The following is a 13792-nucleotide window of genomic DNA, read 5'->3' as shown; positions in this document are numbered from 1 at the left end:
GATTATTCACATTTTGACTAGTATTTTATTTCTAAAGCCTATTGTTTCAGCACTTTAAACCGATTCAGTATATACCAAAGGTTTGCTATTTATATTTCATATATACGATAAGTCTCAAATACTACAAATGGCTTGGTAGCTAAGTGATATAACATGTTTTTGTGCTTCAGGCTTTACAATGCTTTTCTCAGATTATCTAGACCAACATGCCGTTATTCTTGCGCTATGTTTGGCAATCTGCATATCTTCAGTTGTGGTTTATACAAAGTATAGAACTCTACGCGCCGTTTATCTTACTGGTGCATCCCTATTCACTTTAACCGCCACAATATTTCTATCGATCGGATTTTATTTAACTACATTGGATGTATCTGCTTCAGATAGAAAGGAGATCCAAAGCATTATTTCTCAAGTGAGCCAAGACAAAAATATCGCTTCAGCAATTGAACTCAATCAAAGAAATAACTATGAATTATTGGTTGCAGTATCTCAAAAGAAAAACCTTACCTACTCAGATCTAGGCAGTATTCAATATGGCCAAGTACGTGACACAGTAAATTTGACGAAATATTCTCAATACAAAACTTTGGTGAATGCTGAGTACTAATTTTTATTGTTGTTTGCGTTGTTCAAGAACACTGATTTATGCACTACTCGTTGTTCTTCCTCATATCGTATTACTTCATGAGCCACGCAATATAGAGATATATTTCTTAGACATTGTTTCCATAAAAGTTCTGGATAGAGTTTTGTATAGGTCAGGAATGTTCTTTTCCCAAAACAACAATATTTCACCCTTCGTTTTGCATAATTTAAAATCATCGGTATTGGTGAGATCCTCTACCTGTTGAATCATCACTTCCCTTTCTTTTTCTTTGGCTTGTTTTTCTAAAACTTTTTGTTCCTTGATTTTGTCTTGTTCAGACAAAAAGTTCCTACTTTTCTCGCGTTTTTCACTGTCAGTAATGAACTTAACCAAGTGGAATAAATGTTCCATCCATTCATCCGTATGGGTTAAGCCAAGGATGCAACCATTTAGATTAAAGCCAACATTAACCAGGCCTATATCTGATGATGTTTTATTTCTGATATTCAAAATGACATCTTCATCCAGTTCATTTTCTGCAATGAATTCGTCTATATAGTGTTGGTACTCTGGAGATAGAAAACCGTCAAAGGTATATCGAACAACTTCTACCAGTAAAAAATTAACCCCGAAAAGTTCAATGTGTTTTTCAATCTCTTCAACAGGGATTTCCAACTGCATTGTAGATACGAGGCTTTCTACGTGGACCAGTGGCTTACCAATTTGCTGTAACTTTTCATAAAGCTCATTTGCATTCATGGGTTGGTTCAATCCGTTTTTTATATTTTATTCAGCACAGCCAATGTCGCATTGAGCATATCGACTGAAACCTCTAATTTTTTTGCTAAACGGGCCATGTGGCCGTCATCAAGTATTCTTAATGCCTTATGTAATGAAGTATAGTTTTTTAGCTCTGAAAACTCTTCAATTTTTTCATTGATATCCAAACTTAAATAATTAAATCTAAACTTAATTATTTGATACAAACTTAATTATACGAACACACATATGTTGATTGTTTTTGGTCTATTAAACCAAGTTTCACAGCAATTTTGTGGCTTTCACCACGCTTAGGTAGTCGATTGTTTGTGATGACCCTTGTATTGAAAAATTCTTTTTTTACTTGTTCAAAAGTCTTAGCCATTACGGGCACCATCAAAAGTTAATTATTTCGATCGTTTACGATATATCTTTAGAAGTACAAGAAGCGAATAAATTATTAATCTTGGTTCGCTCTAGCGCGTGGATGTGCATCTTTATAAGAACTAATCAACGTTTCGTGATCTACAAGAATATATACTTGTGTCGAAGATAGTGATTTATGACCTAGCATTTCCTGAACGGCGCGAATATTTTTTGTTTTGTTATACAAGTGCGATGCAAAACTATGTCTCAAAGCATGAGTACTACCAATATTTCCAGAACCATGCGCCTTTAACAGAGCTGTAATGCATGCACCTAAATGGTTTTTCGCAATATGTTTGCCAGATGGTGCAATGAATAAATATCCGCAGTCTTCTACTCCAGCTTTTGAAATCCAACGATTACGAACTAAAAGCCAAGTAGAAATAGCCTCTAGTGATTTTTTTCCTAAAAAAACAATCCGTTCATTATTTCCTTTACCCAATACCTTTAGTTGCATAGCACTGAGGTTGATATCACTTAGTTTGATGGCATGTAATTCAGAGATACGTAAACCGCCAGAATAAGCAATTTCTGCAGCTGCTAGATCTCTTAACTTTTGATTATTGTATTTCGGATTTAATGGCGTCTTGTTATCAAGTATCTCATTCAACGTATTCACGGCGATCGGGCGCGGTAAGCTTTGGTTTTTGAACTTAACCCGAATGTCAGAAAAGAAGTTTTCAGGTATATATTCCTTACGCAGACAATAGTTCAGGAAGTTTTTTAAAGCTGATAAATTTTTGTTGAGTGTTCTTGCAGAAACAATATCAACATCGATTCGATGCAACCGAAATGATGTGATGTAATCGCGGTCTAGTTCCAATAGATGTTTACCTTTAAAAAAAGGCATTTCTAACATCAAAAGTAAGCTCTTTTTGTATTCATTAATCGTCATGTCGGACTTATTTTCAAGCTTCAGGCTATCAAGCCATTCTTGAATCAATTCCTCATTCGACATGCTATGCATGGATAGATTTTCCGACATATGAATACCTAAAGCTCTTGAATAGTTTTCTCTAGCTGAACCTGTTTGTCAGCTCCACTTAATTTTATGACAATCTGCACAATATCCATATATTCTTTTACTGAGATTTTGCCATCTGCTTTCGCAGCATCCACGGTCTTACGTAAAAATGGATTGTCTGCATATTTTTGGAATAAAGGGAACGCTTTAAGGTCATTCAGCGCATCAGCATTAATTGAGTCATTTGAATGTTTAATGATGCAATTTTTCACCTGGTTTTCAGGTGTTTTGATGTAGGTCACTTCGGGCATGAATGGCTTGATTTTTGTCACCAATTCCACCTCATTAGAAGTTAAGCAACTATATACAATTTGCGATACTGGCTCTTTTGGACCACTAACACTCCACCCTTTCGTCACTAGAAAAAACGGTATTTTTGAATAAGGATACTTAAACGTATCATCAACAAGCTTATTAAATTGATGTGCAGTTGATAGGTAGCGATCGGAAGAAAAAACATCGATATGCGACATATCATTCGGCACTTCTGAGCATCCCCCGACCATGATTACAGTGGCAATTGATAGGAGAGCTTTTTTCATAGTTTTAACCTTAATTTGATTAGTGGGAAAAGCAACTTATAACTTTTGCTTAGGCTACGGTTAATATTTATCCAGGAACAAAATAAAGCGGTCGATAGTGACCGCTATATACATTAGAAATTGAATTTTTCAGTGTTGTACGCATAGATTTTATTAATATCAATGCGTTTACCTTGCATGGTTGTTATTGCAGTTGGTTGGAATTTAATTGCAAGATCTTTAATTTCAACGTCTTTCCATTCTGGCATGGAAGACGGTATATCAATAGTACGGCGCTCTTTGGTACGGGTAGCTGGTATCCAGTGGTTTAACTTAACCATTGAGTCACCTAACAATGTACCTCTTTTGCGATCAACAATGCGTAAGTTTCCTTCCACCGAACGTATTTTTAAACCAGAATAGTTATCAATTCCATAAGTAAATGTGTTTTGGTTTTTACCGTAAAAACGTACTGTAAATTGATCGCGCATATAATAATCGTAATGTGCTTTTAATACCTGAAGCATAGTTTCACGATCTACAACATTTTCGACAATATCTTTGTCAGTACGTAAGGACTGCAGTTTATTAAGTGCTGGTTCAACATTCAATTGTTCGTCTGATACGTTTGGATTAACTAAAGGGTTACGTTGAGGGTAGAAAATATCGTTTAAGTAAGCTGTGTGCTGAACTAATAAATACATCGCTCGTTGTCGAGTATTCATCTGTTGATAAAGGTGAGCTGTCGCTTTGTATCGTTGATTTGAATTGTTCTCAAAATAGCTATCAGACAGTTTATATTCGCTGATTTCAGGTGTAAGGCCACCAGCAACAACATTAAAGTTTTTAGATGGCGTTAAAAGCCCCACGTAAGCTTCTTTAAAGTTTGGATTTGGGGTTGGTACATCATCATAAGCAAAAGCAGTATGTGCTATTACAGTACCAAGGATACCCACCATCGCAGTTTTTAATAGTTTCATTCAGTATTCTCTGTATAACTTTAAAAGGGTTTTATGTTTGAAAGTATAATACTTTATTTTTGTGCATTTAAAAAACCACTATTTAAACTTAAAGTAAAAATAATAATATTCCTTAAACCTATTTAACGCCATTCGTTAAACTATCGCTTAATCTCATTAGTCTTTTAAAGGTCAGGTAGTTTTTTGGTAGTAGTTTAGAATTAAGCGTTAAATTTGAGCATTGATCTAAGTCAATTTGGGCATTTTGATCGATAGGAAAGAGTTGTCCTTGATATGCAAAACCAGTCGAATTTTTAGCGATCGACTCAATCAAAAATACACCGTATTTATCTTGTTCCGTGGCCACTGTACTTAAACCACCTAAGGATGTAATCAGGTTTTTAAAATATCCTGGTATTGCGTTCTTAGTGCGTAAGAATTCTATTTGATTTTCAAATGCTTCAGGTGTGAGACATAACATAAAAGCATTTTTCTTTTCTTCTGGCGTTTCAAATACCTTGCCATTGGTCCACGACAGGATATTCGGCTTGAATACATGCAGTACTTCAACCGATTTAAGAAGATCCGCTACATTTGTTTTATGTTGTTCATCGGCTTCAGGCACAAACTGATTTTTGGTATATACCGCAGTACAAAACCACTCATAATCAATTAACTGATTATCGGCATCTAATGGTTCATACAGCAAATACACGGCGCTATCACGCTTAATGGCCAACAGTGGTGATACTGCATATTGTTCTGCAAACTGAGTGATTGCATCCAAGAGCTCACTTGATATGTTGAGTTTTTTGGCATTGAATTCATCGCAAATTAACAGTAATTCTTGAGTGAGTGTTGGTACCACGTTTAACGGCGAACCAGTCTTGTTCAGCATCTCGTTAATAGCATTCTCAATTGCCCCTTTTGTTAGGCTATTGATGAACTGCAGCTGCTCTAATGAGATCCCTTCATGATCCAAAGCCTGAATGACCAGATCAAAAGCATGACGAATTTTCTTCTCAAAATGGTTTGCGTACGATAATCCCCAAGCGTCAGAAAAAAATGAGACTGTTTGTTCTGTATAACTGGTATTCATTAGGGTTTTGGCAAGTTGCGCGTTACCGATTAAGTCACTTTCATCTTCTAATTTTTTACGCAAGTACTTCTCAATACCTTGTTTGCGAACGTACTGGATCTTCTTCAGGTTTTGACTTGATAGCCAAGTCTTATATTGCGATACAGCATATTGAATGTTCATATCGGCATATGCAGTAATACGGCAAGGTATACCATCAAAGAACGTTGGTAGAAGCACCTGTAAGAGCTCTAAATCACAAAGAGAAGCATAGATAACGCCGTCAGCCACTTCAAGGTCTGTAATCTTCACTGAGAATGAGTGAATACCGACTCGAACCAGTATTAATTTATCGGTATTTATTAGCACCGCATCATAAGAACTTTCACTGGTGATATTGTTTGCTTTAACCCATTTTTCCCAATGGTTAACGATATGGCCAGAAAGCGCTTCACGAGTATCGAAAGGTTGATCTAGATCTGCAGTTGCACTTATGAACGTATCTAAGCTAAACGCATATCGTAAAGGCTTTAGCTCGATATATGTCTCAATCGCTGTTGTATGTTGCTGAATACCATTAGTAATGCTTTGGAGCTTCAGTGCATAGTTCAAAGCCTCAAGCTGGAGCACTTCATCATCACCGATCTGCTGAAACACCGATGTAGCATATGAAAAATTAGTTTGTTCGCCGTGAATATAACGTCTTTCTTGCCCAATCTGCAGATACAGATTTTTGGCATCAGATTGGACTAAATCTAGGTAATTTTGTGGCTGAAGATCCTGAGCAAGTTGCGTAAAAGGTATTTTAATTTTTGATACTTTAGGTGCTTTTTTTAAACCTTCAATTGATGTCGGGAATTCAATAACATCTAAAATAAAATCTAGGTTTAAAGTTTTAACATCTATGATCAAATGGTTTTTATAAAAACGTCCAATCAGGTTATTAAAAAAACAAACTTGGGTTTTATGGTTTAGCATAAATATACCTTTATGAATCTTAAAGATCATCTTATAATAGTAGTATAAGTTTTAATACTATTTATCATGTGGTATTTTTAAACAAAGATAAAACTTTTAGTGAGTTGTTTCATGACAGAATCAGTTGTACCAAATAATAGCGCTTCAGAGAACGCACAAATACCAGGTACGATCGGAACATCAGCCGTTGCAGAACACAAGGGCGATAGTTTTAACGGCACAAGCATCATCACGATTGGTCGAGTTGACTTAAGTAGTTCTATTGAGCCTCTATTTGTACCAGTCTCAACATTGTGGTCCATCACACCGGGTAATTATCCTTTAAGCGCAGAAAATATTAAAAACTGCACGGCAGTACGATTTGAGGGTGAAGAACTACTTACCCAAAACTTCGCATTAGGCTCAATTGTGGTTTATAAAATCAATGGTGTTTTAGGGAACCATGTAATTGTGGTCAGTGAGGATCGAGACGGCGGTAACGATAACCGTGCGATTTACTGCAATAGCTTCAATACAACATGTAATATCTTATCTCAGTACGGTATTGCCTTCGCTGAGCTATATCGCCGCAAAGTATTAGAGCTTGATCAAGTCCTCTATACCAACCTCAATAGATCCCTTTTACAAACTCTCTATGCAGAAAATGAAACTGACGTTATTGATTTAGAGTGGAATACAAAGCACCACCCTACTCTATACGTTCATGCGTCAAACTTAGTTGCATCTGAAGAGCACGGTTTTGTGAAATATGATGGTCGTATGGCTGGTATTGGTACCTTTTCTACAAAATGTCTAACTGCAGACCGTAACGGCAACTTAATTAAACCAGAGCTAGCCTTCCTCAATAACATTATTGAAATTAATGTTACTGAAAAAGATGCGTTAGAGTTCTTGAATTGCTCTATTACGAATAACCGCTTCTTTTCGCGTATGGTTGATCAACTCAAAAGTGCTGGTCGTAAAGAATATGACTTCATCACGAACAACATTGATTTCTTCGCCGTACATGTGAAGCTTAACCTTGAAGAAGATCGTCCTAAAATTACGCGAATGGTTTTAGCACCAGATTTACCAATTCTGGAAAACTATTTGTATAAGCAATACGATCCAACCTACCTTGGTGAAGCCGTTGACGACTTAATTCAGTAATACAGATCTAAAAAAGCTAAAAGCCTACAATGTAGGCTTTTTTAATGCAAAAAGGAAAAGGCTTAATAATTACGGAATCCCAACCTGAATAACTGATATTTTTAGCGACCAAAGATCAAACTAAATAAGTACCCAACCCCTTCACCTTTCATACCATTAGCAATATGAAAAGCAATAGCTAAACAGATGATGACCGTTCCATAGAAAAATAGGTACGGTGCTAAAACACCTTTGAATTTCTTTTCCATTTGATCATGTAATGTGTATTTGATCGGAGCGGAACTTTGATCACGACTATTATCACTTGGAGTATCACGATCTTCTGACTGAATAAGATTGCGAACTCTAGGAGCAACACCCTGATCCCAAGAATATTCTTTAAGTTTTAACTTGTTTACTAGGTATACAATATCATCACTAGCAAGACTAATCCCCTTGGTATGGAGTCTAGACAAAGTATCCACTGAATTGGCAATATCGGTAACATAAAACCACTTTCTTACCGAATGAGACAAATCCATTTGCGTACTAGATAACTCATTCAGGATGATGCAACCACTAATAAAACCTAAGTTTTGGTCGGTAAACAATTCAGCACTTTTGAACCACTCTAAAACAGCAAATCTGTTCTTCCGAATCTGAACAAATGGATTAATCTGAGAGCCACCCTGAACCTCAAGCTCACCATTAATCTGCCATTCCCCATTTTCCGACCCAACCAGATTGCCTGAATAGTTTTTTAGGTCAATAACAACGATTGCTTCCTTGGTGAAAGCAATAACATCAATTTCCTGACCTGACCACATTGTGTTATAGAACAAATAAATCCAATCTTCACTATTACCCCAATGAAGCTTCAATTGGGTTAATAAGTCTTCAAACATTTTTTGTTCATTTTTCAGGTGGCTAACATCACCATAATACGCATGAATAGTCATTATTAATCCTCATCCGTATAAAACAAAACTTCACCGCATTTAGCACAAGAGTTGCGAATTTTGTAAGTATTGTTTTTTAAGGCATATCTGCGAATTGATGTACTTTCGCAAAAACAACATTTCACGATATTTGTAGTCACAACACATTGAGGGTATTCAGTCTTATACCATTCAAGTGTTTGCGTGTTACGAACAAAGCGCTGTCTCTGCCACCCAATTTTCCCAATTGTTCCGTGGTAATGGAAATACAATCCTGCTAGAGAGAAACCACCACCCCAAACCAAAAAGAACAAACCAGAATTACCACCCATCAACACGTAGTTATAAATTAGCGCTGTGAAACCCACCGTCATAAAAAGTCCAGTGAATATACTTGAAAAAATCACCTTTTCATTCCACCTAAAGTTTAAAAAATACTGCTTTCAATTAATTTCTAATAACAAATTCGAAATAATCACATCAACCCAATGCTTCTAATTTTCGAGCAATATATTGGTTGATTAAAAGTCAAGTTCCGAAATTTATGGTTTGAGCAATTTCATGATCCAACTATTGCTGATGCTGTAATGGACCCCCAAATGTCAGTTCCAATTTACTAAGCGACAGTTTTATAAAATATCAATAAAATACATTCAATATTCTAAAGAACTGTGCGACAAATTTACTAATCAATGTTGCGATAAGACCAAAAAATTACACTTAACTATGCGACAAAAATAGCAACAGCTAATGTGCAAACAAACACTAGCGTATATTTTGTCGATGTATAAAACCATGAGTAAATAAGCTCATTTTTCTCAGGTTTATTGTTTAAGAGCTTTGCTAAACCGAGCAATACACAAATCAAAGTGGTAGCAATAGTTGCAAACCACAGACCTACCTTAAACCCATAAAACAACATTGATAAATTTGTAATTTCAGCATTTGAGTGAACATAAGTCATAAGAAAACTAAAAAAGAATAATCCAATTACAAATTTCCAAATGAAGATATGGACATTTGTTTTTTTCATCTAAATTCCCTTGAGCAAGCCTTATCGCATGGTTGTTTGGAATGTCGCATAGTTAATTAGAACTCACACCAAAATAATGAATAAAACACCCAATACCATGAGGAAACATAAAAAGGCGAATACATATAGGAACAGGTAAAAAATAACTTTAAAAAAATAATATAGTTTGTTCCTAAATATTCCTTACCTGTTTAGTGATTAAGGCGCTTTAAAATTCAATTGGATTTTATAAGTGTTCAAGACATCTGCTATAACAGTACCTTCAGGGATCTCAATCTTATCCCCTACTTTGTATGTGTTCACAAATTGCCAAAACACCGCTTTTTCTTGTGGATCTAAACGAGAAAGGATGTATAGATAAGCAGATTCAAGCTGTTGTTGGCTTGCATAGCTATCTACTGATACTACTGGCGTAGTTGCGAAGTTATAGTTCAATTCATCAAGAAGAGCTTCATATACAGTCGTACTTGCATACTTGCTGTATTTACCCTTGTTTTCAGGAACCGTATAGCCGTGGTTGTAATTGATCATACGAGCAACGTAACTGGCCAATAGTTCCGAGTTTTTAGGGTTTTGCTGTAAATAGTCTTCCAGCTTGGATTTATCAGCTTCGTGCGCCGTTAAAACCACTTCCCCGTTATTAATAACATTCAAGTTAAGTTTAATGCTCTTAATTTTACGAGGCGGTTGTTCAAATTCCGCACCATTAAAGCGATGTTTAACATTGATATAGTATTGTTCAATTGCATTCGCTTTAACTAAGGGAATTGGTGAAGATGATACAATTGGAGTTTGTGAGACTTTAACGGTTGTGTTGTTGGCATAGAGGTGTGCTGATAGCGAGATTGTACCAATCAGTAAAGCTAAAGTACGTTTATTAAATACCATTTTAAACTTTTCCAGTGAAATAGTCGGTGTTATTTGTGAGAACCAGTTTTACTTTTAAAACTGCTTCTAAGCTGTATTTACAAGATTATACTATTTTTAACATTGCATCACTAATAGTCCTTAAACATTTTTAGTTAATTCGTATCAATCACCGTTAAAACTATCTAATATGTTTAAGAAGTTTAAGCACCCTTTAAAATTTGTTGTGTATTAGGTTTATGGAAACGATTTTAAATTCCTTTTTGTTAAAGTCTATAATTTATTCATTATTGTTTTATATAGTGTATAAGTTAATTTTTGCTTTATGTGGCGTATTTCGCAAACCTAAAACTAAAGCCAAAAAGAATTCAAAAAAAGGCTATCGTAAGCCTCAAAAGAATCAGGAGCTTGTATCTAAAAAAGTCCTTACAAAAGACGAGATTATAATGCTTGATGCACTAGAACAGGTCATTCCATCACGCAACATTTTGGTGCAAGTAAGCATGAGTGCTTTTATGACCACGCAAAACATAAGTACCCGAAATCAGTTTTCTAGGCTTTACGTGGACTATTTGATTGTTGATGAAGACTACAATCCTATATTATCTATTGAGCTTGATGGGCATTATCATAAATATACCCAGGATAAAGATAAAAGGCGTGACGAGCTTTTGAAGAGTGCTGGCATTCCTGTCATTAGGTTTAAGGAAATTCCCGACATAAAAGTTATAAGAAAAACCATTTCAAGGTATATTTAGGTATAAATACGATTAACTCTAATTGATTTTAATAATGTAAATGTGTAAAAATGGTTTTGTCGTAAGAGATATTTTGAATTAATTTTCAAATATATTTCTAAAGGTTTAATCATGAACAACTTAACTCGCAATACTGGAACTAATGACATGTTAAATGTATCAAAACCAGAAAATGTTGCTCAAATGTCACCTGTTGAACTTCAGAATTATATTGAAGAACTTCAACAACAACTAGTCGTTAAAGAAAATAAAGCTTTTCACGATGCTGTTAGTGCCATTAATGCAATCATTTCAGAAAAAATTACTGCCGATGGTGTTGTGGACATCCATACACTTAGCGAATATCTAAAAAACAACCACATTGATACCACAAAAGTTGAGCCTGTAAGACGTCAAAAACGTAAGCTTACGCATGAATGGGTTCACCGTGAAAACAACAGCTTACGTTGGGCTGGTCGCGGTCAAGTAATTAAATGGTTACGTGAAGAAATGATTGAAAAGGGTTTTGATCCTTCAGATAAAGAAGCTGTACGTAGTTATTGCGAACAAAATCTAGACCTTAAAGAGATTTAATCTTTAAAACTAGTGAAACCACCGTAAAAGGTGGTTTTTTTTTGCCATTATATAGTGTCGTTAAGCGATACCCTATTCTATTAGCTTTCAGCCGATAACAAGAAAATTTGCAATTGGTATATACTTAAACCGTTTTTATAAAGGTCACGTTATACAACGGACTAGTTTTAGTTAAATTTTGGTATATACATTATAAGTATATGTGACTATACCTTTGCTTATGTTTCGCTGGAGGCGATTAAATGTCATTCAAAACTCTATTATTAACTGGCTTATTATCTGTAGGTTTGGTTTTAGTTGGTTGTAGTAAAAAAGAAGAATCAACATCTCAATCAAAACCTATTCAACCAGATGAACAAATTGACAAAGTAGATCCATCTGCAGACCTACAAGCAGCGCGTGAAGCTTATGTCGATAATGAAAAACCTTCAAAAGTTGAGGGCCACGATTTTGATGCACATCAAAAAACTGCAGAACAAAATCCACCAAAAGAGGACGAGCAAAATGATATGTCTTCTATGCTGAACGCTGCAGCTGCAGATGCTCAAAAACAAGCAGATCAAAACAAATAACAGCACATAAGCTTGGTACATCTTTAAAGGGGATTCGTTATCCCCTTTTTTAATGCGCCTTTAAAATACTTTTTAAATTCCCTTATTAAAACTTAACTAAAACAGTGATTCATTTTAACTAAAAAAACTTTATACCCCACGACTTAGTTATAATTAACCAGTTAAAACGTAATTAGATAAATGCGTTAAGGAGTATTAAAAATGGCATATGAATATAACTCGCAAGATAAGCGGTTTGAATTCCCTAATCCCTACCGAATAGAAAACATTTTTAAAGTGATCGGTGCCATCGTTTTTATGCTGGCTGGCCTAAGCTTAATTTTCAGTGCAAAAGGTCTATTCAGTAACGGTGTATTTGTTGCACTACCACCGCTTATAGTTGGTCTAGCAATGTTCAGTTATGGCGCTCTACTGCTGACCACAGGCTTATCAAACCTAAAGTTCTACTTTGGTCGTGATCAACCAGCCGGACTTGCACAGGAGTTATCCATTCAAGAAACTGGTGCTTATCCTGGTGCAACCGATATTAAAGAGATCCTACGCCAAAGCGCTTTGATTTATGAAGAACCAAAAGGCTCAGTGAACGGGATTCTATATTCACTGTTCCCTAATCTTATTTTTTCGCCATTATTCATCCGTAACGCTGCAGAAGCTCAATTTCAAAATGCGATTGTTTTTCTGATTACCTTAGTGAGTGCTCTAATCGCGTATGTGGGTGCATCACCCAATACAGGTGCTTGGCTTGGGATTGTTTACAACGCCATTATTTTGATTGTTTTATTGCGTCCTATGGCTAATCCGAACTCAGGTGCACAAGAAATTGGTTTATCTAAAGTCATTGGTTTGGTTTTAGTCGCCATTCTTGGACCTGTATTGGTTCCTATCCTTACCCAACATGCAGTTGCACCTATTTGGTTGCCAAGCATGGATAAAGCAATTTTTACGTTAATTGCAGCGCTGATTGCGATTGCGATATTCTTCTTGGCCGTGATTGCTCAAATGGTAAAACAGCCACCACAAGCCAGTGCTGGAGTCGTTCAGGATAGTTTGAGTATGAATTGCCAACCAATGCAATTGTTTGATGAACTTGAACGCCATCTACAAAAGAATTGGGAAAGTGCTATTCCTAACAGAATCTATTCACGCCAGTTGCCAGTTATCAACTCTCGCAGTAAAAACGGTGCTTTTGAGGGTGAGATCTTAGAAGAAACTCAACCAGTGCCAATCAATACCCTTCGTGATATGACATTGAGCTCATGCTTCAAAGAAGAAAAGTATCGCTGGTTAGCCATCCTCAATAGTTTTGGATTGTTAAGTTTTATTGCTTCAGTCGTATTAATGACTATTTTTGCCAAAGGTCTATATAACGGAAGCTATCTGGATTTTAGCGACTTCACTTATGGTTTCTTTGGTGTATCGATGTGGATCTTAGGGAAGTTTTGTTTTGAGCACGGTAATTACCTATGGAGCCGTTTTGACTTTGTATCAAAACTAATATGGGTTGAGGCTAAAGGTAGCTATCAATTGTCTCAAATGAACTTTGGCCGTTACCTTGACGACAGCGTGAAATCACAAAAAGAAGTCATCAATGT

16 protein-coding genes are annotated in these 13792 nt (G+C 35.8%); 6 read left to right on the top strand and 10 right to left on the bottom strand.

What is annotated here, in order from left to right; genetic code table 11:
• Positions 1 to 178 precede the first annotated feature (178 nt).
• Positions 179 to 607, top strand: a complete 429-nt coding sequence (locus tag ACY3FQ_RS18660; RefSeq protein ID WP_005006263.1) for a hypothetical protein — start codon at positions 179 to 181, stop codon at positions 605 to 607.
• A 75-nt stretch (positions 608 to 682) separates the two neighbouring features.
• On the opposite strand, the gene ACY3FQ_RS18655 is transcribed toward ACY3FQ_RS18660, so the two are convergent.
• The 6 genes from ACY3FQ_RS18655 to ACY3FQ_RS18630 form a co-directional block, all read right to left on the bottom strand.
• Positions 683 to 1345 (bottom strand): hypothetical protein, encoded by a 663-nt coding sequence (locus ACY3FQ_RS18655; protein WP_227553516.1) that lies wholly within the window; start codon positions 1343 to 1345, stop codon positions 683 to 685.
• Between the two features lie 20 nt (positions 1346 to 1365).
• Positions 1366 to 1533: a hypothetical protein gene (locus tag ACY3FQ_RS18650; protein WP_171488522.1), complete on the bottom strand. Its 168-nt coding sequence runs from the start codon at positions 1531 to 1533 to the stop codon at positions 1366 to 1368.
• A gap of 272 nt (positions 1534 to 1805) precedes the next feature.
• The gene (locus tag ACY3FQ_RS18645) at positions 1806 to 2756 is read right to left on the bottom strand and encodes a tyrosine-type recombinase/integrase (protein ID WP_227541429.1); all 951 of its coding nucleotides are present in this window, start codon (positions 2754 to 2756) and stop codon (positions 1806 to 1808) included.
• 8 nt (positions 2757 to 2764) lie between these two features.
• A complete protein-coding gene (locus ACY3FQ_RS18640) occupies positions 2765 to 3337 on the bottom strand; it encodes a hypothetical protein (RefSeq protein WP_046127922.1) in 573 nt (190 codons plus the stop codon).
• Positions 3338 to 3450: 113 nt separating this feature from the next.
• A complete protein-coding gene (locus tag ACY3FQ_RS18635; RefSeq protein WP_005006221.1) occupies positions 3451 to 4296 on the bottom strand; it encodes a hypothetical protein in 846 nt (281 codons plus the stop codon).
• A 118-nt stretch (positions 4297 to 4414) separates the two neighbouring features.
• Positions 4415 to 6331, bottom strand: coding sequence for a hypothetical protein (locus tag ACY3FQ_RS18630; RefSeq protein ID WP_005006220.1), 1917 nt, complete (start codon positions 6329 to 6331; stop codon positions 4415 to 4417).
• A 111-nt stretch (positions 6332 to 6442) separates the two neighbouring features.
• On the opposite strand from ACY3FQ_RS18630, the gene ACY3FQ_RS18625 reads away from it, so the two are divergent.
• Positions 6443 to 7480 (top strand): hypothetical protein, encoded by a 1038-nt coding sequence (locus ACY3FQ_RS18625; RefSeq protein ID WP_005006219.1) that lies wholly within the window; start codon positions 6443 to 6445, stop codon positions 7478 to 7480.
• 101 nt (positions 7481 to 7581) lie between these two features.
• On the opposite strand, the gene ACY3FQ_RS18620 is transcribed toward ACY3FQ_RS18625, so the two are convergent.
• From ACY3FQ_RS18620 to ACY3FQ_RS18605, 4 genes are all read right to left on the bottom strand, one after another.
• Positions 7582 to 8418, bottom strand: coding sequence for a nuclease-related domain-containing protein (locus ACY3FQ_RS18620; protein ID WP_068523835.1), 837 nt, complete (start codon positions 8416 to 8418; stop codon positions 7582 to 7584).
• A 2-nt stretch (positions 8419 to 8420) separates the two neighbouring features.
• Positions 8421 to 8771, bottom strand: coding sequence for a hypothetical protein (locus tag ACY3FQ_RS18615; RefSeq protein ID WP_218646829.1), 351 nt, complete (start codon positions 8769 to 8771; stop codon positions 8421 to 8423).
• Between the two features lie 350 nt (positions 8772 to 9121).
• On the bottom strand, positions 9122 to 9430 hold the full coding sequence (locus tag ACY3FQ_RS18610; protein WP_000753507.1) for a hypothetical protein: 309 nt from the start codon (positions 9428 to 9430) through the stop codon (positions 9122 to 9124).
• Positions 9431 to 9628: 198 nt separating this feature from the next.
• Positions 9629 to 10318 carry a hypothetical protein gene (locus ACY3FQ_RS18605; RefSeq protein WP_005006214.1) on the bottom strand — a complete coding sequence of 230 codons (690 nt, stop codon included), beginning with the start codon at positions 10316 to 10318 and terminating at the stop codon, positions 9629 to 9631.
• Between the two features lie 218 nt (positions 10319 to 10536).
• Between ACY3FQ_RS18605 and ACY3FQ_RS18600 the strand changes: the two genes are divergently transcribed.
• From ACY3FQ_RS18600 to ACY3FQ_RS18585, 4 genes are all read left to right on the top strand, one after another.
• Positions 10537 to 11055 (top strand): DUF2726 domain-containing protein, encoded by a 519-nt coding sequence (locus tag ACY3FQ_RS18600; protein ID WP_489774630.1) that lies wholly within the window; start codon positions 10537 to 10539, stop codon positions 11053 to 11055.
• Between the two features lie 111 nt (positions 11056 to 11166).
• Entirely contained in the window at positions 11167 to 11628 is a 462-nt protein-coding gene (locus ACY3FQ_RS18595; RefSeq protein WP_005006210.1) for an H-NS histone family protein, read from the top strand.
• Positions 11629 to 11870: 242 nt separating this feature from the next.
• Positions 11871 to 12200 carry a hypothetical protein gene (locus ACY3FQ_RS18590; RefSeq protein WP_005006208.1) on the top strand — a complete coding sequence of 110 codons (330 nt, stop codon included), beginning with the start codon at positions 11871 to 11873 and terminating at the stop codon, positions 12198 to 12200.
• 201 nt (positions 12201 to 12401) lie between these two features.
• Positions 12402 to 13792: zinc ribbon domain-containing protein (locus tag ACY3FQ_RS18585; protein ID WP_489774629.1), on the top strand; the 1391-nt coding region annotated here is incomplete at its 3' end.

The sequence above is a fragment of the Acinetobacter sp. AB03 genome (genome assembly GCF_058107045.1).
This window is presented reverse-complemented; position numbering and strand designations above follow the sequence as displayed.